The sequence below is a fragment of the Mycolicibacterium frederiksbergense genome (genome assembly GCF_012223425.1).
Lineage (GTDB): Bacteria > Actinomycetota > Actinomycetes > Mycobacteriales > Mycobacteriaceae > Mycobacterium > Mycobacterium frederiksbergense.
Map to the genome: position 1 here is coordinate 3,751,400 of NZ_CP038799.1, position 21,799 is coordinate 3,773,198.

Consider the following 21,799-nt stretch of genomic DNA (forward strand, 5'->3'; position numbering starts at 1 on the left):
GGGCTAGGTCATTCCCGCCGCCCCACCCGGTCATTCCCGGTCTTTCCCGAGCCGGATCAGGCCCCGGCCAGGGGTGAGGGCATGGGTCATGGGCACGTCGTGCGGTTCGGCTGGGATGGCGTCGAGAACCTCGTCGTCACGCACCACCGCGACCAGCCGCGCGTCGGCCGCGGCCAGCGGTAGCGCCCGGTCGTAGAAGCCTGCGCCGCGACCGAGCCGGTTGCCGTCGTGATCCACCGCCAGTGCGGGCACCAGCAGCACCGTCGCCTCGGCGATGGATTCCGGCGCCAGCCACGGCGGGGGCGGTTCACGCAATCCGAAGGGCGCCGCGACCAGCTCGCCGGCACGGTATTCGGCCCAGTGCATCGGCAGGCCGGTGCGGGCGATCGGCACCAGAATCCGTACCCCGGTGAGCACATCGAGCAGCGGGGCCGCGCCACGGGCCGCGCCGGGCTCGGATCCGACCGGAATGTAGGCGCCCACCGTGCCCGCACCGGCGGTGAGTTCGATTGTTTGCGTTTGCAGGGAACGTGTTTCCGCGGCCCGCTCGGCCTCGGTGAGCGCCCGCCGAGCCGCGAGGATCCTCGCCCTGAGCGCAGGTTTTGTCAGGATTGCCACCTTTGCGCCGACACCCTTCGCCTCAAGCACCATTGGGCATTAGTGTGTCAACGATGGCACAGGCACTTGTACCAATTCCGCGGACAGCTGTGGTCCCCGCGGCAGGTCTGGGAACCAGATTTCTCCCGGCGACCAAGACGGTCCCGAAGGAGCTGCTCCCGGTGGTCGACACTCCGGGCATCGAGCTGGTGGCGGCCGAGGCAGCCGAAGCCGGTGCCGAGCGGCTGATCATCATCACCTCCGAGGGCAAGGACGGCGTCGTCGCGCACTTCGTCGAGGACCTGGTGCTCGAGGGCACGCTGGAGGCACGCGGTAAGCATGTGATGCTCGAAAAGGTGCGTCGCGCACCCGCCCTGATCAAGGTGGAGGCCGTGGTGCAGGCCGAACCGCTCGGTCTGGGCCACGCGGTGGGCTGCGTCGAGGCCAGTCTGCTGCCCGACGAAGACGCCATCGCCGTGCTGCTGCCCGACGATCTGGTCTTGCCGACCGGCGTGTTGGAGACGATGTCGAAGGTCCGTGCCAAGCGCGGCGGAACGGTGCTGTGCGCCATCGAGGTTCCCGGTGACGAGATCAGTGCCTACGGCGTGTTCGACGTCGAGGTGGTGCCCGACGCGGCGAACCCGAATGTGCTCAAGGTCAAGGGCATGGTCGAGAAGCCCAAGGCCGAGGACGCGCCATCGCACTTCGCCGCGGCCGGCCGCTATGTGCTCGACCGTGCGATCTTCGACGCGCTGCGCCGTGTCGACAGAGGTGTCGGCGGCGAGATTCAGCTGACCGATGCCATCGCCCTGCTCATCGAGGAGGGGCATCCGGTGCACGTGGTGGTGCACCGCGGCTCCCGACACGACTTGGGAAATCCCGGCGGCTACCTCAAGGCTGCGGTTGACTTTGCGCTAGAACGCGACGACTACGGACCGGAACTGCGGCGCTGGTTGGTCGAGCGATTGGGCCTGGCTGCGGATTAACGACAGCACGGCGGGTCTTGGACAGGAGAAAGGCATGCGGTGCGGTCGGTTGAGGAGCAGCAGGCTCGAGTAGCGGCGGCTGCGGTGGCTCCCCGGCCGGTGCGGGTGGCCATCGCCGAATCCCAGGGTCTGATGTGCGCCGAAGAGGTGGTCACCGAAAGGCCGTTGCCGGGATTCGACCAGGCGGCGATCGACGGCTACGCGGTGCGCAGCGTCGATGTGCTCTCGGTGGGCGGCACCGATGACGATGGCCTCAACCGCGAGGTGAGCCTGCCGGTGGTCGGCGAGATCGATGCCGGTGCGCGGACACCGAGCCGGTTGCAGCCACGCCAGGCCGCGCGCGTGCAGACGGGTGCGCCGATGCCCACCCTCGCCGACGCCGTCCTGCCCCTGCGCTGGACCGATGGTGGCCAATCCCGGGTGCGGGTGCTGCGCGGCGTGCGCTCCGGTGCGTATGTGCGCCGCACCGGCGACGATGTGCAGCCCGGGGATGTCGCGGTGCGGGCCGGCACGATCATCGGCGCAGCCCAGGTGGGTCTGCTCGCCGCGGTGGGCCGCGACAAGGTGATGGTGCATCCGCGTCCCCGGATGACGGTGCTCTCGGTGGGCGGCGAACTCGTCGACGTGTCCCGGACCCCGGGCAACGGTCAGGTCTACGACGTCAACTCCTATGCGCTGGCCGCAGCGGGCCGGGACGCGGGTGCCGAGGTGAACCGCGTCGGCATCGTCGATACCGACCCCGCGAAGCTCCGCGAAGTCGTCGAGGGGCAGATCAGCCGCTCGGAGGTGTTGGTGATCGCCGGCGCCGTGGGCGGTGCCGCGGCCGAAGCGGTGCGTGCGGTGCTGTCCGAGCTCGGTGAGATGGAAGTGGTGCGGATCGCGATGCACCCCGGGTCGGTGCAGGGTTTCGGGCAGCTGGGTCGCGATGGTGTTCCGGTGTTCCTGCTGCCGGCCAACCCGGTCAGCGCGCTGGTGGTCTTCGAGGTGATGGTGCGTCCGCTCATCCGGATGTCGCTGGGTAAGCGTCAGCCGATGCGCCGGGTGATCCAGGCCCGCACGCTGGCCCCGATCACCTCGGTGGCAGGCCGCAAGGGATTCCTGCGCGGGCAGCTCATGCGCGATCAGGACACCGGCGAGTATCTGGTGCAGGCGCTCGGCGGCGCGCCCGGGGCGTCCTCGCATTTGTTGGCCACCCTGGCCGAGGCGAACTGCCTGGTCGTCGTGCCCAGCGAAGCCGAGCAGGTCCGTACCGGCGAGGTCGTCGACGTCGCCTTCCTGGCGCAACGCGGCTGACGCCGTGAGCGACGCTTGCGGAGCGAACCGACAGCCGGCACGCGGTAGCGGAGCCTGCGAGGCTGCCGCGTGAATCGCTGGCGTACCAGTCCGGCCCATCCCGGATGGCCGGTGCCGGTGGGGCCCATCCGGGTCCCGGCGGGCCTGGTGGGTCTGCGCCCGGTTCGGCTGCGAGACGGCGCCCAGTGGAGCAGATTACGGCTGGCCGACCGTGCGCATCTGGAACCCTGGGAGCCCAGCTCTGAGGTGAGTTGGGAACTGCGCCACGCACTTTCGTCGTGGCCGGCGGTGTGTTCGGGTCTGCGGGGGGAGGCGCGGCGGGGTCGGATGCTGCCGTTCGTCATCGAAGTCGACGGGCAGTTCGCCGGCCAGATCACCATCGGCAATGTGACACACGGCGCGCTGCGCTCGGGATGGATCGGCTACTGGGTCGCCAAGCATCTCACCGGCGCCGGCGTGGCCACCGCGGCGCTGGCGCTGGGGCTCGACCATGCCTTCGGTCCGGTGATGTTGCACCGCGTGGAGGCGACGGTGCGGCCGGAGAATACCGTCAGCCGGGCGGTGCTGGCCAGAGCAGGATTTCGGGAGGAAGGCCTGCTCAAGCGGTATCTCGATGTGGATGGCGCCTGGCGCGACCACCTGCTGGTGGCCATCACCGTCGAGGAGGTCGAAGGCTCGGTGGCCGCGAAGCTGGTGCGCTCGGGCCGGGCGAGCTGGACCTGAATTCGGGCGCGCCGTTTTTTGCATCAGGGTCGTTCGACGGCGTGAATCACGACCCGCACGCAGGAATCGACGGAATTTCCCCAGGCAATTTGTTACCCATGTGACTTATGTGGCTAATGGTGCTTGTGTCCGGCGAATTACAGGTGTGTAATTGACCTCGGCGCGCCGCCTACGGATGCGCTGGTCACGGACCTAGCCTGAAGGGGAAAGGAAAGGCGTCATGCCAAGCATCCCCCAATCTCTGTTGTGGATCTCCCTCGTCGTGCTGTGGCTCTTCGTGCTGGTGCCGATGCTGGTGAGCAAACGCGACAATGTCCGGCGCACAAGCGATGTCGCGCTGGCGACTCGCGTGCTCAATTCCGGGCGCAATGCCCGGCTCCGGCGTCCGCGTGCGTCGGCCGGCCACAACAGCGACCCGCACTGGCAGCCGGTCGACGAGTACGAAGGTGAGTACGCCGACGATCGCGACGACGAACCTGCCGACGAGTCGTCACGCCGGCGTGCCGTGGTGCTGGCCGCCGCCGCAGAAGAGTCGGCCGAATCGCCCTACCTCGATGTCGACATCGTCGACGAGGACTCCGGTGCCCTGCCCATCGGCGAATCGTTCCGTCAGGAACAGACCGGTCCGGTGACCGAAGAGCTGACCCTCGATTTCGACGCCCCGGAGCCCCAGATGGCGCCGCAGCCGGTCGCCGAGACCGCCGACGAGGTGGCCGACGCCGAGCAGTCGATCACCGAGGACGACCTTGCCGAGGATGACGTCACCGAGGACGACCTTGCCACCGACGACGACTACGAGTACGTCGAGGACTCGTCCGGCCTGGAAGCCGAGGCCGACAACGAGCCCGAACTGGCCGAGTCGATGGCCTCCGCGCGGCGCAATCGCTACGAATCCAAAACCGCGCAGGCGGTGAGCGCCCGCAAGTACGCCTTCCGCAAGAAGGTCCTGCTGACGATGGCTGTGCTGCTCGTGCTCTCCGCGGTGCTGGCCGCGGTGCTGTCGCCGGGGCTGTGGTGGGCGGTCGGGACGGTGGCCACGGTTACCGTGCTGTACCTGGGATACCTGCGGCGTCAGACCCGCATCGAGGAGCAGGTGCGCCGCCGGCGCGCGCAGCGGATGATGCGGTCGCGGCTCGGCGTCGAGAACACCGAAGACGGCGACTTCGACGTGGTGCCCGCGCGGCTGCGCCGCCCCGGTGCGGCCGTGCTGGAGATCGACGACGAGGACCCGGCCTTCGAGCATCTGGAGTACGCCCGCTTCGCCCGTGAGTACGACCTGCCGCGGGCGGCGGGGCAGTAGCCGCCGGTTTCGGTTGCCGCAGGTGTTCCTGGTAGCCTGCTATCGGTCAAGGGGCTATAGCGCAGTTGGTAGCGCGTCTCGTTCGCATCGAGAAGGTCAGGGGTTCGATTCCCCTTAGCTCCACAGAGTTTGAGCAGTTCAGGGCGGATGACGGCGTAGATGACAAGAGTCGTCGACGCTCCGGCATGGCCCAGCATCCGCTGCACCGCCCTCACGTTGGCCGACGACCAGCTAGACGACCGAGTCACCGGGGTCGACCGTGTAGGGCGGCCCGAGGAACCGCCGCACCATCTCGTCCTCGGCGTCGGCGTCTTTGAGCGGCCAGTACCACAGTGCCAGGAACGTACGGACCAACCATTGCGCGGCAAGGGGATCGGGCGTGCTGAGCCCGACCATTTCGGTCGCGAAACGGGAGACGATGGGTGAGTCGGTGAGCCACTCCTCTCCGGGAAGCGTGGCCATCGAACGCATGATCTTCGCAAGTGGATCGGCGCGCAGGCGCTGCAAGGCGACCGTCGTGGCGGTGACGACTCGTTCTGGACCTGTCAGCCCGGCGATGGCCTCACGAACCGAGTCCAGGATCCGCTCCGCTTGCAAGCTCAGCACGACGTCGCGGATTGCAGCCTTACCTCCGGTGTGGCGGTAGACGGTCGCCGGTGAACAGTGAACGGCGGCCGCCAGAGAGTCGATGCTGAAAGCGTCGTAGCCGTGCCGCGACATCAATTTCGCAGCCTCGGTGTAGATCCGTTCAGCCGCCTCGTCATGGCGAGCCCGCCCAACCAGCCAGTCGTTGGTCGCCATCGCTCAGTCGATCCAACGCCGCGAAGCCATGAAGAGTTTCTATCATTGTGAGAAAGAAATCGGTCGCCTTCTCATCAAAGGCCCAGGTTGGCTGACTCGCCTGAGAAGCCCGCGGCCGCACTCGTCTCGACGCTGTTTTCACGTTCGCCGAACACCATTGACGGACATCTACGCCCCGTTCACCCTGAGCGCATGACCCTCTTGGCAGACGCGACCGACTTCTTCGGGATGGACGCTCTACAGGACCCCTACCCGCTCTATGACCGGATGCGTGCCGAGTCGGCGGTGCACCCCATCGGTGACTCCGGCTTTTACGCGGTGTGTGGCTGGGATGCCGTCACTGAGGTCGTCAATCGTGCAGACGACTTTTCCTCCAACCTCACCGCAACCATGGTGTATCGGGACGGCATGGTCACCCCGCTCGACATGGGGCCGTTGGGTGGCCCGCAGCACGCGCTGGCCACCGCCGATGACCCGGTGCACGATGCACACCGCAAGATGCTGGTGCCTCACCTGACCGCCAGACGGATACGCGTCATCGAAGACTTCGCCGGAGCAACGGCGATCAAGCTGTGGTCCGACGGGATGGTCGACGGTCGGATCGAATGGATGAGTGCGATGGCCAACCGGCTTCCGATGATGGTCGTCGCCCGCCTGCTCGGACTACCCGAACAGGACGTCGACAAGCTCATCCGGCTGGGCTACGCCACAACGACTCTCCTGGACGGCGTCGTGAGTCCGGCTCAAGTCGAAGCCGCCGGCATGGCTGCAATGGAGCTCGCCGGGTACGTCATGGCTCACTTCGAGAAGGCTGGTGAACACCCCGCCCCCGGATTGATCGGCGACCTCGCCGCGCGGTACGCCTCGGGCGAATTGGAACAGCTTCCCGCGATGTCGATCATGTTGACGCTGTTCAGTGCCGCTGGTGAGTCCACTGCTTCCCTTCTGGGAAGCGCCGCCTGGATCTTGGTGACGCACAGCGACATTCAAGAACAGCTTCGCGCGGACCCCGACCTATTGGGTGCGTTCATCGAAGAGACGCTGCGCTATGAGTCGCCGTTTCGCGGTCACTACCGCCACGTAGTCAGAGACACCACGCTGGCCGGCGTCGATGTGCCCGCCGATTCCCGCCTGCTATTGATGTGGGGCGCCGCCAACCGCGATCCCCAACAGTTCGACAGACCCAACGAGTTCCGGCTCGACCGTAACGGCGCCAAGGGGCACATCACCTTCGGCAAGGGCGCACACTTCTGCGTCGGTGCCGCGCTGGCACGTCTGGAGGCCCAGATCGTCTTGCGCATGCTGCTGGAACAGACGAATTGGATTCACGCCGACGACATCGGCCAATGGCTTCCCAGCATCCTTGTCCGCCGACTCGACCATCTGACACTGGTCGTCACATGACCGAGCAAGCAGAATTGATCGCCTGCTACGAACTGACCCGAGCCAAGGCCAAGTACTGCCGGACACTCGACACACGCGACTGGAACGCCTTGGCGGCATTGATGACCCCAGACATCGAATTCGGCATGAGTGACGGGCAGTCCGAGCCGCACATGACCGTAGGACGCGACGAGACACTGGCGCTGCTGCAATCCCTTGTTGCCGGGGCAAGGACCGCTCACCAGGTTCACACACCCGAGATCGAGCTCAATGACGACGAGGCGTCGGTGATTTGGACGGTGCAGGACCGGGCCGTGTTCGACAACGGCATGTCGGTTACCGGCTACGGGCATTACACCGAGCGTTGGGTACGCCGAGAAGGCGCGTGGAGGCTGGCCTCGCTTCGGCTCAGCCATCTGCTGACAGACGTTCATCAGAACAACAGCGGGAGCGGGTTGCCCGCGCCCAAGTGCTGAGCGAATGCCCAGCAATCCCCGGACGTGGCGGTGAACCTCGGGTAGCTTGCGTTAGATGTCCCTCGAGCTGGCGGCGTTCCTACGCACGACTCTGCCGCTCGATCTGAGCGGCCTGGCGGCGCTCGATGACGGTCGCTACCACTCCATATGGATGCCCGATCACCTCGTGAGCTTCTGGCCGGACTCGATCTGGACACCCGAGTTCACCGACCTGGCGCTGGTGTCACCGTCGCCGCACCGCTACCTGGACGCGCTCACGCTTGCCGGGACCGTCGCGGCGCGCACCACGCACACCCGCCTGGCCACCAGCGTGCTCGACACCGTCCGCCGCCACCCGGTGATGCTGGCCCAGTCGGCACTGACCCTGAGTCACGTATCGGACGGCCGATTCATCCTCGGACTCGGCGCCGGGGAGCGGGAAAACCTGGCGCCCTACGGATTCGACGACCGAGCCAGGGTCAGCCGGTTCGGCGAGGCGCTCCGGCTGATCCGTCTGCTGTGGAACACCGACGGCCCGATCGACTTCGCCGGTGAGTACTTCACGCTGGAGCACGCTCGGCTGGACACCGAGGTGCACCGCACCGGCCTGCCACCGGTCTGGATCGGGGCCAACGGTCCGCGCATGCTGCGAATGGTCGGTCAGTTCGGCGACGGCTGGTGGCCGACGGGCAGCGCCGGACCCGAAACCTATGCCGCCCAGCTGGCCTGCATCCGGGAGGCGGCCGAACAGGCCGGACGCGATCCCCAGGCGATCACGCCGGCGAAGATGGTGGTCTGCCTCATCGGCGAACCCGACGAACTGAACGCGATCCTGCAACGCCCGCTGGTGAAGTCGCTGGTGCTGCAACTGACGGCCGACGCACTGGCCGCCGCCGGGCACCGCCATCCGATGGGGAGCGTTGGCGCGGGATCCAGGACATCGACCCCGCGTGCTGACCCGCGACAGACTGCTCCGGCTCTTCGACGAGGTCGACCCGGCCGCCATCCTGTCTGTCGTTCCGCACGGCACGCCCACGGAGGTCGCCGGGCAGATCGCCGACTTCGGGGAGGCGGGCGCCCGGGTGGTGTCCGTACTCGACTACAGCGGAATGGCCGGGCAGGCCTACGCCGCGGAGTCGGCCCGCAAGGTTCGTGAGGTCGAGGACGCATTGCTCCAGCGCACAGGAAGCACACCATGACACATCTGGACGCGGACGTCCTCATCGCCGACGCTCGGGACACGGCGGGGTTCACCGATTTCGGCGACGACACCCTGCCCGGGCGCGTGGCATCGGTGGTCGACAGACTGAACAGCACCGGCCTCGGTGACGCGGGTGCGCGGGCAGCCGCTTCCACGATCGGCGGACTGCTGACCAGCCGGCTGCAGTTCATCGCCGACCGCGCCCGCCTGCCGCTGGCGGCAGAGCGAATTACCGCCCCGCTCTTCGCCACCGGAGAGCCCAGGTCGGGGACGACGCTGCTGCACGCCCTGCTGGCCGAGGACGAGGATTCGCGCGCGCTGCGATTCTGGGAGGTGATGTATCCCTCCCCGCCGCCCGGCCCGGCTGTCGCCGACGACCCGCGCCGGGCGCAGGCTGACGCCGATTGGCGCGAGATCCTCGACCGGATCCCACCCTGGATCGTCAGCCACCCCTACAACGATCTGCTCGGTGCCGGGCTGCCCGAGTGTGAACGCACGTGGGCCTTCGACTTTCGCGCCATGAACCCCAGCGCCTGGTGGCGGGTTCCGTCGACGATCCAGAACTTCGACCAAGACCATCACGCGCAGTACGCCCTGCACCACATGATGCTGCAGCACATCCAATACACCCGCCCGCCGAAGCGTTGGGTGCTCAAGGGTTTTCACGGCCGACGCCTACGGGCGCTGTTCGACACCTATCCCGACGCCCGCGTCGTCTGGGTGCATCGCGACCCCGTGCAGGTGCTTGCCTCACAGATCGTGGCGTTCGGGCAGATCAACGAGAGCCTTGCCGGGAAGCTGGACTGGAATCAGTACGCCAAGAACACGATCGAGGGTTCGCGGGGCAACTTTCACGCCTACCTCACCGACCCACTCGTCGACGACCCGCGCATCCACCACGTCCGCTACCGCGACTTCGTCACCGACCCGGTCGCCACGATCGGCGGGTTCTACGACTTCGCCGGAGTGCCGTTGTCCGCCACCGCCGAGAAGGCGATGCGCGACTACCTGGTGACCAACCGCGGTGATCGGTACGGCAAGTTCACCTACTCCACCGACGTCCTACCGGTTCCCGTGCAGGACCTGCACCACGAATTCACCGCCTACCGAGAGCGGTTCGGCATCGACATCGAGACAAGGCGCTGATGGCGTTCGGGGACGGCGCGGACGACGAGGCGTTGCGCGCGGCGTGGCACGAGTTCTGCGACCGGCTCAAGGCCGCCGGAGATCTGGCCTTCAAGGCCACCTCACCCGCGGACGCCCTGCAGCGCGCCGACGCCTTCCGCTACCTGACGCAGAACCTGGGGCAGGCCTACGATCTCGCCCTGGAAACCAAGGACACCCGGTATCCGATGATCCACCCGTTCTGCGGGCCCACCCGCAAGCTCGGCGGCGACAATGCCGACTTCGTCTATCTGCAGGCGTGGATCGACGGCGCCTCGACGTACCGGATTGCCGGTAACCGGGGCAGCGCGCGTTTCATCAACTTCACCGTCCAGGGGGCGCGGCCCGAGAAGGACGTGTACTACGGCGCTGATCATCCGAACCTGCACGAGCCCTTCGGCGACACCCCGGAAGCGAACATCACCGGTGACGACCTGGTCACCGAACCCGACGGCAGCTTCGTCCTCTACGTCGGTGGTGCACGCCGAGAACCGAATTGGCTGCCGACCACACCGGGATCACGCAAGCTGTTCATGCGTCAGGGCTTCGACTCCTGGACCGAGCGTTCGGCACAATTCAGCATCGAGCGCACCGACATGGACGAGCCCCGCCCCGTGCCGACACCGCAGGATCTCATCGCGTCGATGCAGTGGGCCGGCGACTTCCTCACCGGAGCCATGACGGACTGGCCGGACCGCGAACTGGAGATCGGTTCGCTATTCGGCGAGCCGGAGCCCAACGTGTTCCCCGGTGCGCGCTTCGCCGGCACGGCGGAGCAACGCGATGCCCGGCGCGGGCGGCTCATCGTCACCATGCCGTGGCGCCTCGGGCCGGACGAGGCGTTGGTCGTCGAGTTTCCCGACGACGGACAGTTCTGGATGCTGACCAACATGGGCTCGTTCTGGAACAGCATGGACTACCTGTACCGCCCGGTGAGCTACACGCCGAGCAGAGCGGCGACCGACTCCGACGGCCGTGTACGAATGGTCATGGCCCACAACGACCCCGGCGTGCACAACTGGATCGACACCCAACACTTCAGTGAGGGTTATCTCACGATGCGGGTGATCGGAAGTCGACAATTGCCCGAGGTCAGCACTTCGGTCGTGCGCCTGGCCGAGCTCGACGCGGTGTTGCCGGCCGGCACCCGGCGTGTCACGCCGCAGGAGCGGGCCGCGCAACTGCACGCACGCTTCGACGCCATCCGCGCCAGATACCGGATCTGACATGGACCCGAGTCTCGAGGCGCTCGCCGCGTCGGCTTTCGACAACGTCTACCACGTGGGCCACCTCGTCCCTGATCTGTCGGCTGCGATGCAATCACTCACCGCGGCACTGCAGATCACGTGGGCGCCACCGTTCGAGATGCGTAGCGGCTTCGTCGGCCCGGACGGCTCCGCGGACGACCAGATCGTGCGCATCGCGTTCTCCATGTCCGGCCCGCCCTACTTGGAGCTGATCGAGGTCGTCGCCGCCGCCGACTCGATCTTCGCCGAACCGAAGCGTGGCGGCATGCACCACGTCGGCTACTACGCACAGCGCTGGCGCGACGATGTCGCGCGGCTGCGGGACGACGGTTGGGAGTTGGAGCGCACGGGTGCCGGCGTGGCATTTCTGCGCGACCCTCGCAGCGGGCTTCGTGTGGAGGTGGTGAGCTTCAAGGGCCGCGACTTCCTGACCCGGATACTCGACGGTGCGATGGCGCGGGAATACCCCCTGACCGAGCGCCCGTGACCGCCGTCGCGCACACCTCGTACGGAGCGCTCCGCGGCGATGTCCGTTCCCCCGTCGTCGTCTTCCGCGGTGTGCCGTACGCGGCCGCGCCGACGCACGAGCGGCGTTGGCGTCCCCCGCAACCCATGCAGGGTTGGACTGGAGTGCGTGCGGCGACCGACTTCGGATCGATTGCCCCGCAGAACATCTCGCCCGAGCGACTGGCCAAGCGTGGCCTCACCATGAGCGAGGACTGTCTCACGCTCAACATCTGGACGCCCGCGGTCGACGACAATCGCCGGCCCGTGCTGGTCTTCCTGCACGGCGGCGGGCAGACCCAGGGGTACGGATCCGCTCCGCTGCTCGACGGTGCGCGACTGGCCAGGCGCGGCGACATCGTGGTGGTGACGATGAACTTCCGGCTCGGCGTGCTGGGAACGCTCTACGCGCCCGATCGGCACGGGGCAGGCTCCACCAACCTGACACTGCGCGACCAGCGTCACGCGCTGCAGTGGGTCCGCGAGGAGATCGCCGCCTTCGGCGGCGACCCCGCCGCCATCACGGTGGCGGGGCAGTCCTCCGGCGCGGTCGCGATCTCCGCCCTGCTGGCCGGCGGATGCGACCTTTTCGACCGCGCGATCCTGCAGAGCGGTGGCTTGGAGCGCGTGCGTTCCACGGCGGCCGCCTCGGCCGTGGCCGAGCAGATCCTCTCGACCGGTGTCCGCACGTGCGACGGAGAACCGGGTGTCGAGGAGATCCTTGCCGCGCAACGCGGCATCGACACCGGATTCGTGCCGCCTCAGGGTCCGTTTCACCCCTGCATCGACGGCGATGTCATCGACGAACATCCGTTGGTGCGCGCGCAGACACGTGATCTGCCGCCCACCCCCATCCTCGCCGGGACGACGCGCGACGAGTGGCGGATCTTCGACGCCGCGCTGGATGACGACATCTTCAGCGAGCAGTACGTCCGGGACCGCGCGCAGGCACTCGCCGGGGCCGACCGGGACGCGGACGCGGTGGTGGCGACATACCGGGCCGTCCAGCCCACGATGCGCGGGGTCGCCGCGGCAATGGTCACCGACTACCACTTCACCGCACCGACCGAGCAGTTCGTCCGTGCACACGCCGAGCGCGGCAACACGGTGTTCCGATACGAACTGCAGTGGTCTTCTCCGCGTGCCGGATTGGGCGCATGCCACGACTCGTGCCTGGCCCTGGTCTTCGGCAACCTGGATGCCGCGCCCGCGCTGGCCGGCAACGACGGGGCGGCACGCCGGATGTCAGAAGCCGTTCAGGACCGTTGGCTGGAGTTTGTCCGGGGCGCAGAACCCTGGGAGCGTTATGACGGCGCCGGCGGGTCCACCATGCTGCTCGGCCCGGAAAGCGCAATCGCCCGGGGCCACCGCGCCGAGCAACTGGCCATCTGGGAGGGACGCTATCCCGCGTACGGATGAGTGCCTTTCATCCGAACCTGACACCGGTGAGTTCCTGCGACACCTCCCACACGCGGGCGGCGTTCTCGCTGTCGCGCAGCGGCTTCCAGAGCTGCTGGGGACCGGGCGGTCCGCCCGCGTTGCCGGGCCACTGGGGTCCGTAGAACACCCCGGGTTCGGTCGACGTCGCCGCCACGAGCGCGGGGAGCTTGGCGGTCTCGGGAGTCCCGGCCAACAGCCCCCGCTTCGAGAGCCACCGGATCATCCGGACCCCGGTGGTGTCCTTGGCGCGGCCGAGTTCGGGGCGCGCCGCGAGCAGGCTGGTCGGGGCGACACCGGGATGCGAGATATTGCTGGTGATGGCCCAGCCCGCGGCGGCGCTGCGGCGGGCGAGTTCCAGCCCGAACAGCCCGAACGCGATCTTGGACTGCCGGTAGGCGCGCATGCCGTCATACCCGCGCTCGCAGTTCAGGTCGTCCCAGTTGATCTTGCCGCTGCGCGCGGCGACGCTCGTCTGGGACGTCACCCGCGCACGTCCTGCTGCCAGCAGCGGCAGCAGGTGCCCGGTGAGCGCGAAGTGGCCCAGGTGATTGGTGCCGAACTGCAATTCGAACCCGTCGGCGGTGCGCTGCAGGTCCGGTGGCGTCATCACCCCGGCGTTGTTGATCAGGAGGTGGATCGGGGCGCCACCGGCGCGCAATTTCTCGCCGAGGGCGGAGATCGATGCCAATGACGAGAGATCCAGTGCCTCCAGCGACAGCTTCGCCTGCGGATACCGGGCGCGGATGGTGGCGACCGCCGCCTCGCCCTTGTCGGTATTGCGCACCGGCATGATGACCTCGGCGCCGGCCCGCGCCAGGCTGGCGGCGATACCGAGCCCTATCCCGTCGCTGGCCCCGGTCACCACCGCGCGTTGTCCGGTCAGGTCGGGGATGGCGATGTCGTACTGTCCGCTTGTCATGCGTTCGACATTGCCCGGCATCCAGGGCCGCATCCACGGTCTGACGATCCGTGGCTGCGCAGTCCGAGGCGGGGAACAATGGCAGCCATGATCGATCGAGCCGGACTGGCGGAATTCCTGGTCCGCCGGCGCAGTGCCCTGCAGCCGGAGGACGTCGGGCTCCCGCGCGGGCAGCGTCGCCGCACGAGTGGGTTGCGCCGTGAAGAGGTCGCCGCGCTGTGCCACATGTCGACGGACTACTACGCGCGCCTGGAACGCGAGCGCGGCCCGCAGCCCTCCGAACAGATGATCGCCTCGATCGCCCAGGGGTTGCATCTGTCCCGCGACGAGCGCGATCACCTGTACCGGTTGGCCGGACATCACCCGCCGGTGCGGGGTTCGGGCACCGACCACATCAGCCCCGGGATGTTGCGGATCTTCGACCGGCTCGCCGATACCCCGGCCGAGATCGTCACCGAACTGGGGGAGACGCTGCGCCAGACCTCACTGGGCGTCGCAATCTTCGGTGACCTGTGCCGATACACCGGGCCGTCACGCAGCATCGGCTACCGCTGGTTCACCGATCCCTCGGCGCGCGACTTGTGCCCGCCGGAGGATCACGAGTTCTATTCGCGGATGTACGTTTCCGGGCTCCGGGGAATATTGACGCTGCGCGGTCCGGAATCCAAGGCGGCTCGGCTCAAGGAACTGCTTTCCGCCGAGAGTGCGGAGTTCCGGGCCGTATGGGAGGACCACGAGGTCGGTATCAGGCCGCGAGAAGTCAAGCGCTACAGCCATCCCGAGGTCGGTCCGCTGGAGCTCAACTGCCAGATCCTGCTGGATCCCGACGAATCGCATACGCTGCTGGTCTTCACCGCGGCCCCCGGTAGCGAAAGCTACGAGAAGCTGCAACTGTTGTCGGTGGTCGGCGCGCCGACGGGGTGAGCGGCGGCGACGGTGTCATGCTGGGTGTCGATGACCGACCGGCCGCTGGACCCGAACACCCGGCTCGCCGCCGAACGGACCCGGCTGGCCATGGAACGCACCCTGATGGCCTGGACCAGGACGGCGACCTCGCTGATCGCGTTCGGGTTCACCATCTTTCAGATCTTCGAGCAGCTCGCCGAGGGTGAGCGCCTGGCCGATCCCTTCGTCAGCCCGCAGCTGGTCGGTACCGTCATGGTCGTCATCGGTGTGGTGGCGCTGATCCTGGCCTGGATACAGCACCGGCAGGAGTCGGCCGCGCTGCGTGCGGAGTTCGGTCCGATGCGCTATTCCATCGCCTCCGTCGTCGCGGCGATGATTGCCGGACTCGGGGTGCTGGCGCTGCTCGCGATCACGCTGCGGCTGTAGCCATCGGGTTAGAGCCGGTACATCTCCCGCGCCATGGCGGCGTCCTCCATGAAGGCCTCCCGCTGGACGGCCCGGTGGCTGCGCTTCTTGCGTGCTTCCTGCGCGGGAACCATGAACGTCGCGCGCAGCGCCGCCTTCATCCGGGCAATCCAGTGCCGAGAATTGATGCGCGGCAATGGTATCGCTGCCGCCGGCGATCCCCTGAGGGGTTGTGCCTGTGTCATGATTCGACGCTACGAAGATCGCGACGACCAGGCATCGTGCCCGGGGGCGATCTTGATCTGCGACCGTGGTAGGAGACGAACCCGACCACGGCATGAGAGCCGGGTCACACCGTCTGTCGGCCGCGGCCGCGACGATCACCTGCCGGTCAGGTGCGCCCGCACATCCTCGTCGAGCTCGACCCCGAAGGACCGTAACATCCACCCCAGCGTCTCGTAGGCGCCGACGGTGAAGATGACGTCCAGGATCTGCTGCGTGCTCAGATGTGCGTTCAGCGTGGCCCAGGTGTCATCACCGATGATGCCGTCGGCGACCAGCTCATCGGCGGTGCGCAGCAGCACGGCGTCGGCCTCCGACCACAGGGACGAGTCCGGGCCCCAGGCGATCTGGGCGACCTCGTCGCGGGAAATGCCCACATCGCCGGCGATCACCACATGCTGAGCCCATTCGTACTCGGATTGTCGCAGCACCGCGGTGCGCAGGATCAGTAGTTCGCGCTGCCGCGGCGTCAGCGAGGTCGCCGACAGCAGATGGCCGTTGAAGGTGAAGAAGGCCTTGGCCAGTTCCGGGTGGTACGCCAAGGCGCCCAGCACGTTGAGACCTTTCGGTCGTCCCTCGGTCGGCAACGGGGGATGACGGCGCACCGGCGGGTTCATGGCCGCCAGCGCCTCGCGCATCTGCGGGGGCCACTCCTTGGGAGCCAGCGGGTCGACACGGGTCATCTCGGAGGGTTCCTCTCGTCGCGCGAGGCCATATCGGTAATGGCGTTCTCACAAGATTGCACGACGATCTCGGAAATGACGAATGTGACGCTTCGCGCCGGAAACGGGCGAGTCGGGCCGACGTCAGCTGGCGGCGGACTCCTGCACGTTCCACAGATTGTTGGCCAACAACCGCTGCAATTTGTCGAGAACCGCGGCGACCTCGGCATCGGTGCCGACGAACCCGGCATAGAAGCCCATCCCGAACATCAACACCAGCAACATTTCCACGAGCGCGGCAGCGTCGGCGTCGGCGGCCAGCTGGCCGTTGTCGGCGGCGTCGCTGACAGCGGTGCTCAAGAACGCGCGGACATCTTCGCGTGGTGCGTATTCGTCGTTCTTGAGCTCGGGGTGCCGGTAGGCCTCCAGCATCGAGGTGACCAGGAACGCCGCCGCTGAGTCGAACTCCCGGTGCGCGGCCAGCATCCCGGTCATGAAGGCCGACAGCTTGCCGGTCAGGGTGGTCTCGGCGGCCGCGGCTCCCACACCGGCCTCGAACAGCGCGGTGTTGGTGCTTGCCAGCACCTGCCCGTACAGATCCTTCTTGTTGGTGAAGTAGTGATTGATCGCCGGACGGGTCAAATTGGCGCGTTCGGCGATCGCCTGGAATGTCGACGCGTCGTAGCCAAGTTCACTGAAAACCTGCCGCGCCGCGTGGATGATCCGTTCACGGGTTTCGGCACCATTGGCTGCTCGTGGACGCCCGCGAGTTCGGCGCAGCGCTTGTGTCATACGCGGAGTTTGCCACAGTTATCTGACTCATGCGTAGAAAACCTGCCGAACTGCTGGTTTGTGGGCTCTTATAGCAAATGCCCGCGCCGGGGTTGTTGCCGACCCCATCCTCGCCGCCGTAGCCTCGTGAGGTGTCCGGAGTGACCGCTGTCCGCGCCGACGAACTGGCCGCCCTGGAGTTCTTCGCCGGTTGCCCCGCGCCGACGCTGCGACCGTTGGCCGCGCAGCTACAACCGCTGGTCGCGGCGCCCGGCCAGGTGCTCATGCGCCAGGGTGAGACGGCCCTGACGTTCCTGCTCATCGGGTCGGGGCAGGCCGAGGTGACGCACGTCGGCAAGGACGGCGCGGTGACGGTGTCGCAGCTGGGGCCCGGTGTCGTCGTCGGCGAGATCGCGCTGCTGCGCGACAAGCCCCGCAACGCCACGGTGGTCGCGACCACCGAGCTGAGCGGCTGGGTCGGCAACCAGGACGCCTTCGCTCAGATGCTGGAACTGCCCGAGGCGATGACCCGCTTGGTGCGGACCGCCCGCCAGCGGCTGGCGGCCCACATCACCCCCATCGAGATCGCCCTGCGTGATCATCTGGTGCTGCATCTGCGCCCCGTGCTGCCCGGTGACAATGTGCGCACCGTGAGCGGGCCGATCGAGTTCTCCTCCGAGACGCTCTACCGCCGGTTCCAGAGCACCCGGGTGCCCACCCCGGCACTGATGGCGTACCTGTTCGAGGTCGACTATGTAGACCACTTCGTCTGGGTGATGACCGCCGGACCGGACGGGCCGGTGGTCGCCGACGCCCGCTTCGTGCGGGAGGGGCACGGGGTGAGCATCGCCGAGGTGGCGTTCATCGTGGCCGACGTCTATCAGGGCCACGGCGTCGGCACCTTCCTGATGGAGGCGCTTGCGGTGGCCGCACATGTCGGCGGTGTCACGCGGTTCACCGCGCGGGTGCTGACGGACAACTACGCCATGCGGGCCATCATGGACCGTGCCGGCGCGCACTGGGTGCGCGATGATCTGAACGTGGTCATCACGGAGGTGGACGTGCCGGCAGCCAAGTCGTTGTCCCTGCGGCCGGAGATGTACGAGGAGATCGCCGAGATGGCACGCCGCACGATGCGATCGGTGAGCTGAATGGGAGTCCGGCGGCCACCGTTGAACAAGGACACCCGGCTGTGCATCTCACTGGCCGCCCGCCCCAGCAACATCGGCACCCGATTTCACAACTATCTGTACGACGAACTCGGCCTCGACTTCATCTACAAGGCCTTCACCACAACCGATATCACCGCCGCCATCGGCGGGGTGCGCGCGCTGGGCATCCGCGGCTGCTCGGTGTCGATGCCGTTCAAATCCGATGTCATGGCTCTGGTCGACGAGATCGAGCCCTCGGCGCGGGCCATCGAGTCGGTCAACACGATCGTCAACGATGACGGCCATTTACGCGCCTCGAACACCGACTACCTTGCCGTGCAAGGCCTGATCGCCCGGCATGCGCTGAATCCGGATGAGGACGTCATCATCCGTGGCAGCGGCGGAATGGCCAACGCCGTGGCGGCGGCCTTCGCCGGGGCCGGCTTCGGCGGGGGCGTCATCGTGGCGCGTAACGCCGAGGCCGGGCGGGCGCTGGCCGACCGCGTGGGCTACCGGTACGCACCGGAGGTCGGGTCGCTGCGTGCGCCGATCCTGGTGAACGTCACCCCGATCGGTATGGCCGGGGCGGCCGAGGAAACTCAGCAGGCCTTCGACGACGACGTGATCGCCGCCGCCGGTGCCGTTTTCGATGTGGTGGCACTCCCGTCGGAGACTCCGCTGATCGTCGCCGCGCGCGCAGCGGGCACCACGGTGATCACCGGCGCGGAGGTCATCGCGCTGCAGGCGGCCGAGCAGTTCGAGCGTTACACCGGCGTCCGGCCGACCGAACAACAGATCGCCGCCGCGTCGGCGATCTCCCGTGCCTAAGGCGTGATGGTCGTTTCCTCGTCGATGGCCGACGTGGCATCCATCAGCGGGCCCATCTGCTCCTCGGTGCCCTCGGCGTTGATCTGCAGCACGAACACGCCGTCATCGGCGGGGATGATCGTCGTCTTCTGGGCGACGAGCAGGTTCTTACCGTCCTTGACGTAGGTGCCACCGACCTGGACGGCGTCGAACCCGCCGAGCTTGCCGGGCTGGCCCTCGGTGGGGCCGTCGAACTGGGGCAGGTTCCTGAGCTCACCCGCGGCGAACTCGAGGACCTTGGCGCCGTCGACGTCGCCGGTCAGCTTCGACATGATCGCGGTGATCGTGGGCGGCGGTGGCGGCATCGACGGGTCGGTGAAGACGATCTGGCTGTAGGCCCATTCTGGGGTGGCTGGCCCGGCGTCGATCCAGCCGGCCGGCGTGGGCAGGTTCACCGTGGGGGCGCCCGTGTCACCCCTTTTTACCGTGGCCTCTGTGATGCCGTTGTCCTGGATGTACTCAGAAATGGTGTAATTCTCGCCTGCCGGCTGGGCAGCGGTGCTGGTCTCGGCGGCTTCGGAAGAGGTGGCGCTGGTGCTCTCCTCGGCGCTGCTGGTGGATTCGGTCTTGGTGTCCGACCCGCAGCCGGCCAAGGCCAGGCCGAGCGCTGCGGCCGCCGCGGCCACGCCACGGGCGGTCGTCTGCTTGTTCATTGCGTCTCCTGTCGTGGGCACCCGAAGGCGATCTCGTGCGGGACGTTACCTGGCGGAGTGACCACGCGCGGGCGAGCGCGTCAATATCGGAGAACGGCCGTATGCGTGTGCCGATGTGGTACCACAGCTTCATGCGTGCCTACGCGATCTGTCTGGGCGCCGTACTCGCCGTCACCGGATGCGAAGCGCCCCCGCCACTCAGGCCCGCGCCGTCATCGGCCGGCCAGGCTTCCGGCGTGGTGAACCCGGCCGCGGTCGCGCGGGTGCGCAGCGAGCTGCCGCCCGGCTATGAGGTCGGCGATCTCGCGGATCATGCTGCGCCGGCGTCGTTCTGGGGGCTGAAACCGAATTGGACCGCCGATCCCGCGTGGTGTGGGGTGCTGGCCGATCCGGGTGCCGGAGCTCCGGTGCGGGGCTGGTCGGCGTCGGGGCCGGGCGGAATCGTCTACGCCCTCGTCGCGGGTCCGGGGGTCTCCGGTGCACCGCCGGACGGCTGCGCGGCCTGGATGCTGACCGGTGGGCGCACGAGCGCCGCCGTGAATGCGGTCGAACCGCCCGTCATCGCCGACACGCCGACGGTCGCCATGAGCACGGTGGCCACCACTGTCGTCGAAGGGGGCACCGAGACGCGCTCACACGCCGATACCGTCAGCGCCTATCTGGACTCGGGTTACGTCGCATCGGTGACGGTGGTGACCGACCCCGGTTCGGCCCTGCCGGTGCTCGGCCCCGATGTCGCCGCGCGATTGCTGACGCAGACGGTCAGCTCCGTCCGCGGCGCAGGCCGGTAGATTGGCGGCGATGTTCTCGCCACGGGTGTTCGCCCTCACCGCCTGCGCGGCCGCCCTCACCGCCTGCACGGCAGCCGAACCCGAGCAGGGCACCGGCATCGCCGGAGTCTTCGAGGTGAAGTCGACGTTCGACTCGCAGTTCCAGGTCACCACGACCGGACCCACCGGTATCGACCCCAAACTGCTCGCCCCCGCGGCGGTGCCGCCCGGGGTGCGGGTGGAGCCGCAGGCATGTGCGAAATTCGCCGCCGGCCTTGCCATCCCGGACGGCGCGCAGGGCAACATGGCCGCCACCACCGCTGAAGGCAAGGGCAACCGCTTCATCGCCATCGCCGTCGAGACATCGGAGCCGGTGCCGTTCAACGAGCCGGGCCCGGACTGCCAGAAGGTCGGCTACGGCGGGCCGGGCGTGCGTGGCCTGGTCGAGGTCGTCGAAACCCCGAAAATCGAGGGTGCGCGCGTCGTGGGCACCCATCGCGTGGTGCAGACGGTGGTGGACGGGAAGCCGCACAGCGGTGAGTTGTTCAACTACGTGGCAAGTTTCGACTCATACCTGGTGATCGTCACGGCCAATCCGCTGGTGGTGCCGAACACCCCCGTCGCTCCGGTGGACACCCAGAAGGCCAGGGACCTGCTCACCGCCGCGGTGGCCGCGGTGCGCGGCTAACGCACATCGCGGGGCCGGAACTGGATGCTGATCCGCGGACCCGTCGGGCGTGCCGTCTTCGGGACCGCGTGCTCCCAGGTCCGCTGGCAGGAACCGCCCATCACCAGCAGATCCCCGTGGCCCTGCGGTAACCGCAGCGAGCGCCCCCCGGTGCGCGGACGCATCGCGAAAGTCCTTCGCGCGCCCAGGCTCACGATCGCCACCATGGTGTCCTCGGTGCTGCTGCGCCCCACGGTGTCGCCATGCCACGCGACGCTGTCGGTGCCGTCGCGGTACAGGCACAGTCCGGCACTGGTGAACGGTTCGCCGAGTTCGCCCGCGTAGATGTCGTTGAGTCGCCTGCGCAAGCGTGCGATCGCCGGGTGCGGAGCGGGGCCGTCGGCGAGATCGTGGAAGCTGACCAGACGGGGCACATCGAGCACCCGTTCGTACATCTGACGGCGCTCGGCACGCCACGGAATGGCCTCCATCAGCTCGTCGAACAGGGACCCGTCACCGTCCAGCCAGCCGTTCAGCCAGCCGGCACGCACGTCGATCCAGGCGCCGGCGCCCAGGTTTCGACGTTCGTCGTGGTCGAAGAGCGACCCTTGAACGGCCAGAGACACGACCCCAGCGTATCGCACATGCGTTC

General features: G+C 67.8%; 24 protein-coding genes, 1 tRNA gene and 1 pseudogene. 18 read left to right on the forward strand and 8 right to left on the reverse strand.

Annotated elements, in window-relative coordinates; all coding sequences use genetic code 11:
* Positions 1-30: 30 nt before the first annotated feature.
* Entirely contained in the window at positions 31-618 is a 588-nt protein-coding gene (locus tag EXE63_RS21245; RefSeq protein ID WP_168143566.1) for a 5-formyltetrahydrofolate cyclo-ligase, read from the reverse strand.
* A gap of 53 nt (positions 619-671) precedes the next feature.
* On the opposite strand from EXE63_RS21245, the gene EXE63_RS21250 reads away from it, so the two are divergent.
* The 5 genes from EXE63_RS21250 (at position 672) to EXE63_RS21270 (ending at position 5,022) form a co-directional block, all read left to right on the forward strand.
* Entirely contained in the window at positions 672-1,583 is a 912-nt protein-coding gene (locus tag EXE63_RS21250) for a UTP--glucose-1-phosphate uridylyltransferase (RefSeq protein WP_168143567.1), read from the forward strand.
* Between the two features lie 39 nt (positions 1,584-1,622).
* A complete protein-coding gene (gene glp / locus EXE63_RS21255) occupies positions 1,623-2,876 on the forward strand; it encodes a molybdotransferase-like divisome protein Glp (protein ID WP_168143568.1) in 1,254 nt (417 codons plus the stop codon).
* Between the two features lie 69 nt (positions 2,877-2,945).
* Positions 2,946-3,599, forward strand: a complete 654-nt coding sequence (locus EXE63_RS21260; RefSeq protein ID WP_168143569.1) for a GNAT family N-acetyltransferase — start codon at positions 2,946-2,948, stop codon at positions 3,597-3,599.
* Between the two features lie 220 nt (positions 3,600-3,819).
* Positions 3,820-4,899 carry a divisome protein SepX/GlpR gene (gene sepX / locus EXE63_RS21265; RefSeq protein ID WP_168143570.1) on the forward strand — a complete coding sequence of 360 codons (1,080 nt, stop codon included), beginning with the start codon at positions 3,820-3,822 and terminating at the stop codon, positions 4,897-4,899.
* 50 nt (positions 4,900-4,949) lie between these two features.
* Positions 4,950-5,022 (forward strand) — tRNA-Ala (locus tag EXE63_RS21270).
* A gap of 108 nt (positions 5,023-5,130) precedes the next feature.
* On the opposite strand, the gene EXE63_RS21275 is transcribed toward EXE63_RS21270, so the two are convergent.
* On the reverse strand, positions 5,131-5,700 hold the full coding sequence (locus EXE63_RS21275) for a TetR/AcrR family transcriptional regulator (RefSeq protein ID WP_168143571.1): 570 nt from the start codon (positions 5,698-5,700) through the stop codon (positions 5,131-5,133).
* Between the two features lie 192 nt (positions 5,701-5,892).
* Between EXE63_RS21275 and EXE63_RS21280 the strand changes: the two genes are divergently transcribed.
* The 7 genes and pseudogenes from EXE63_RS21280 (at position 5,893) to EXE63_RS21310 (ending at position 13,073) form a co-directional block, all read left to right on the forward strand.
* The gene (locus tag EXE63_RS21280; protein WP_168143572.1) at positions 5,893-7,104 is read left to right on the forward strand and encodes a cytochrome P450; all 1,212 of its coding nucleotides are present in this window, start codon (positions 5,893-5,895) and stop codon (positions 7,102-7,104) included.
* Positions 7,101-7,559: a nuclear transport factor 2 family protein gene (locus tag EXE63_RS21285; RefSeq protein ID WP_168143573.1), complete on the forward strand. Its 459-nt coding sequence runs from the start codon at positions 7,101-7,103 to the stop codon at positions 7,557-7,559. Before EXE63_RS21280 ends, EXE63_RS21285 begins: the two co-directional genes overlap by 4 nt.
* Positions 7,560-7,614: 55 nt before the next feature.
* A pseudogene (locus EXE63_RS21290) lies at positions 7,615-8,737 on the forward strand (LLM class flavin-dependent oxidoreductase).
* Positions 8,734-9,885, forward strand: coding sequence for a sulfotransferase family protein (locus EXE63_RS21295; protein WP_168143574.1), 1,152 nt, complete (start codon positions 8,734-8,736; stop codon positions 9,883-9,885). The pseudogene EXE63_RS21290 and the gene EXE63_RS21295 overlap by 4 nt, the downstream one beginning before the upstream one ends.
* On the forward strand, positions 9,885-11,129 hold the full coding sequence (locus tag EXE63_RS21300) for a DUF1214 domain-containing protein (RefSeq protein ID WP_168143575.1): 1,245 nt from the start codon (positions 9,885-9,887) through the stop codon (positions 11,127-11,129). The genes EXE63_RS21295 and EXE63_RS21300 overlap by 1 nt, the downstream gene beginning before the upstream one ends.
* A gap of 1 nt (position 11,130) precedes the next feature.
* Positions 11,131-11,637 carry a VOC family protein gene (locus EXE63_RS21305; RefSeq protein WP_168143576.1) on the forward strand — a complete coding sequence of 169 codons (507 nt, stop codon included), beginning with the start codon at positions 11,131-11,133 and terminating at the stop codon, positions 11,635-11,637.
* Positions 11,634-13,073 carry a carboxylesterase/lipase family protein gene (locus EXE63_RS21310; RefSeq protein ID WP_168143577.1) on the forward strand — a complete coding sequence of 480 codons (1,440 nt, stop codon included), beginning with the start codon at positions 11,634-11,636 and terminating at the stop codon, positions 13,071-13,073. Before EXE63_RS21305 ends, EXE63_RS21310 begins: the two co-directional genes overlap by 4 nt.
* Positions 13,074-13,080: 7 nt before the next feature.
* Here the strand turns inward: EXE63_RS21310 and EXE63_RS21315 are convergent, their stop codons facing one another.
* Positions 13,081-14,013 carry an SDR family oxidoreductase gene (locus EXE63_RS21315; protein WP_168143578.1) on the reverse strand — a complete coding sequence of 311 codons (933 nt, stop codon included), beginning with the start codon at positions 14,011-14,013 and terminating at the stop codon, positions 13,081-13,083.
* Positions 14,014-14,100: 87 nt separating this feature from the next.
* Here EXE63_RS21315 and EXE63_RS21320 point away from each other — a divergent pair, with 87 nt between their 5' ends.
* Together EXE63_RS21320 and EXE63_RS21325 are read left to right on the forward strand one after the other, a co-directional pair.
* Positions 14,101-14,937 carry a helix-turn-helix transcriptional regulator gene (locus EXE63_RS21320; RefSeq protein WP_168143579.1) on the forward strand — a complete coding sequence of 279 codons (837 nt, stop codon included), beginning with the start codon at positions 14,101-14,103 and terminating at the stop codon, positions 14,935-14,937.
* A 30-nt stretch (positions 14,938-14,967) separates the two neighbouring features.
* The gene (locus EXE63_RS21325; RefSeq protein ID WP_168143580.1) at positions 14,968-15,345 is read left to right on the forward strand and encodes a YidH family protein; all 378 of its coding nucleotides are present in this window, start codon (positions 14,968-14,970) and stop codon (positions 15,343-15,345) included.
* 8 nt (positions 15,346-15,353) lie between these two features.
* On the opposite strand, the gene EXE63_RS21330 is transcribed toward EXE63_RS21325, so the two are convergent.
* From EXE63_RS21330 to EXE63_RS21340, 3 genes are all read right to left on the reverse strand, one after another.
* Entirely contained in the window at positions 15,354-15,569 is a 216-nt protein-coding gene (locus tag EXE63_RS21330; protein WP_168143581.1) for a hypothetical protein, read from the reverse strand.
* 135 nt (positions 15,570-15,704) lie between these two features.
* The gene (locus tag EXE63_RS21335) at positions 15,705-16,289 is read right to left on the reverse strand and encodes a carboxymuconolactone decarboxylase family protein (protein WP_168143582.1); all 585 of its coding nucleotides are present in this window, start codon (positions 16,287-16,289) and stop codon (positions 15,705-15,707) included.
* Positions 16,290-16,412: 123 nt separating this feature from the next.
* Complete coding sequence (locus EXE63_RS21340) at positions 16,413-17,060, reverse strand: TetR/AcrR family transcriptional regulator (protein WP_168143583.1); 648 nt, start codon at positions 17,058-17,060, stop codon at positions 16,413-16,415.
* A 131-nt stretch (positions 17,061-17,191) separates the two neighbouring features.
* Here EXE63_RS21340 and pat point away from each other — a divergent pair, with 131 nt between their 5' ends.
* Together pat and EXE63_RS21350 are read left to right on the forward strand one after the other, a co-directional pair.
* A complete protein-coding gene (gene pat / locus EXE63_RS21345; RefSeq protein WP_168143584.1) occupies positions 17,192-18,190 on the forward strand; it encodes an acetyltransferase Pat in 999 nt (332 codons plus the stop codon).
* Positions 18,191-19,018, forward strand: a complete 828-nt coding sequence (locus EXE63_RS21350) for a shikimate 5-dehydrogenase (protein WP_168143585.1) — start codon at positions 18,191-18,193, stop codon at positions 19,016-19,018.
* Here the strand turns inward: EXE63_RS21350 and lpqN are convergent.
* Positions 19,015-19,710, reverse strand: coding sequence for an envelope biogenesis lipoprotein LpqN (gene lpqN, locus EXE63_RS21355; protein WP_168143586.1), 696 nt, complete (start codon positions 19,708-19,710; stop codon positions 19,015-19,017). The two genes, EXE63_RS21350 and lpqN, sit on opposite strands and share 4 nt — an antisense overlap.
* A gap of 101 nt (positions 19,711-19,811) precedes the next feature.
* On the opposite strand from lpqN, the gene EXE63_RS21360 reads away from it, so the two are divergent.
* Complete coding sequence (locus tag EXE63_RS21360; RefSeq protein WP_234904210.1) at positions 19,812-20,501, forward strand: DUF5642 family protein; 690 nt, start codon at positions 19,812-19,814, stop codon at positions 20,499-20,501.
* Between the two features lie 10 nt (positions 20,502-20,511).
* Positions 20,512-21,168 carry a DUF5642 family protein gene (locus tag EXE63_RS21365; protein WP_168143587.1) on the forward strand — a complete coding sequence of 219 codons (657 nt, stop codon included), beginning with the start codon at positions 20,512-20,514 and terminating at the stop codon, positions 21,166-21,168.
* Here the strand turns inward: EXE63_RS21365 and EXE63_RS21370 are convergent.
* Positions 21,165-21,773, reverse strand: a complete 609-nt coding sequence (locus EXE63_RS21370) for an alpha-ketoglutarate-dependent dioxygenase AlkB (protein ID WP_168143588.1) — start codon at positions 21,771-21,773, stop codon at positions 21,165-21,167. The genes EXE63_RS21365 and EXE63_RS21370 overlap by 4 nt on opposite strands.
* Between the last annotated feature and the right edge of the window lie 26 nt (positions 21,774-21,799).

Excerpts from the sequence above, each read along its gene's own strand:
- EXE63_RS21350 (WP_168143585.1), top strand. The coding sequence starts at position 18,191 with ATGGGAGTCCGGCGGCCACCGTTGAACAAGGACACCCGGCTGTGCATC.
- EXE63_RS21305 (WP_168143576.1), top strand. The coding sequence starts at position 11,131 with ATGGACCCGAGTCTCGAGGCGCTCGCCGCGTCGGCTTTCGACAACGTC.
- EXE63_RS21335 (WP_168143582.1), bottom strand. The coding sequence starts at position 16,289 with ATGACCCGTGTCGACCCGCTGGCTCCCAAGGAGTGGCCCCCGCAGATG.
- EXE63_RS21280 (WP_168143572.1), top strand. The coding sequence starts at position 5,893 with ATGACCCTCTTGGCAGACGCGACCGACTTCTTCGGGATGGACGCTCTA.
- EXE63_RS21285 (WP_168143573.1), top strand. The coding sequence starts at position 7,101 with ATGACCGAGCAAGCAGAATTGATCGCCTGCTACGAACTGACCCGAGCC.
- lpqN (WP_168143586.1), bottom strand. The coding sequence starts at position 19,710 with ATGAACAAGCAGACGACCGCCCGTGGCGTGGCCGCGGCGGCCGCAGCG.
- EXE63_RS21365 (WP_168143587.1), top strand. The coding sequence starts at position 20,512 with ATGTTCTCGCCACGGGTGTTCGCCCTCACCGCCTGCGCGGCCGCCCTC.
- EXE63_RS21295 (WP_168143574.1), top strand. The coding sequence starts at position 8,734 with ATGACACATCTGGACGCGGACGTCCTCATCGCCGACGCTCGGGACACG.
- EXE63_RS21320 (WP_168143579.1), top strand. The coding sequence starts at position 14,101 with ATGATCGATCGAGCCGGACTGGCGGAATTCCTGGTCCGCCGGCGCAGT.
- EXE63_RS21325 (WP_168143580.1), top strand. The coding sequence starts at position 14,968 with ATGACCGACCGGCCGCTGGACCCGAACACCCGGCTCGCCGCCGAACGG.
- EXE63_RS21330 (WP_168143581.1), bottom strand. The coding sequence starts at position 15,569 with ATGACACAGGCACAACCCCTCAGGGGATCGCCGGCGGCAGCGATACCA.
- EXE63_RS21275 (WP_168143571.1), bottom strand. The coding sequence starts at position 5,700 with ATGGCGACCAACGACTGGCTGGTTGGGCGGGCTCGCCATGACGAGGCG.
- EXE63_RS21340 (WP_168143583.1), bottom strand. The coding sequence starts at position 17,060 with ATGACACAAGCGCTGCGCCGAACTCGCGGGCGTCCACGAGCAGCCAAT.
- sepX (WP_168143570.1), top strand. The coding sequence starts at position 3,820 with ATGCCAAGCATCCCCCAATCTCTGTTGTGGATCTCCCTCGTCGTGCTG.
- EXE63_RS21360 (WP_234904210.1), top strand. The coding sequence starts at position 19,812 with ATGCGTGTGCCGATGTGGTACCACAGCTTCATGCGTGCCTACGCGATC.
- EXE63_RS21250 (WP_168143567.1), top strand. The coding sequence starts at position 672 with ATGGCACAGGCACTTGTACCAATTCCGCGGACAGCTGTGGTCCCCGCG.
- EXE63_RS21315 (WP_168143578.1), bottom strand. The coding sequence starts at position 14,013 with ATGACAAGCGGACAGTACGACATCGCCATCCCCGACCTGACCGGACAA.
- EXE63_RS21300 (WP_168143575.1), top strand. The coding sequence starts at position 9,885 with ATGGCGTTCGGGGACGGCGCGGACGACGAGGCGTTGCGCGCGGCGTGG.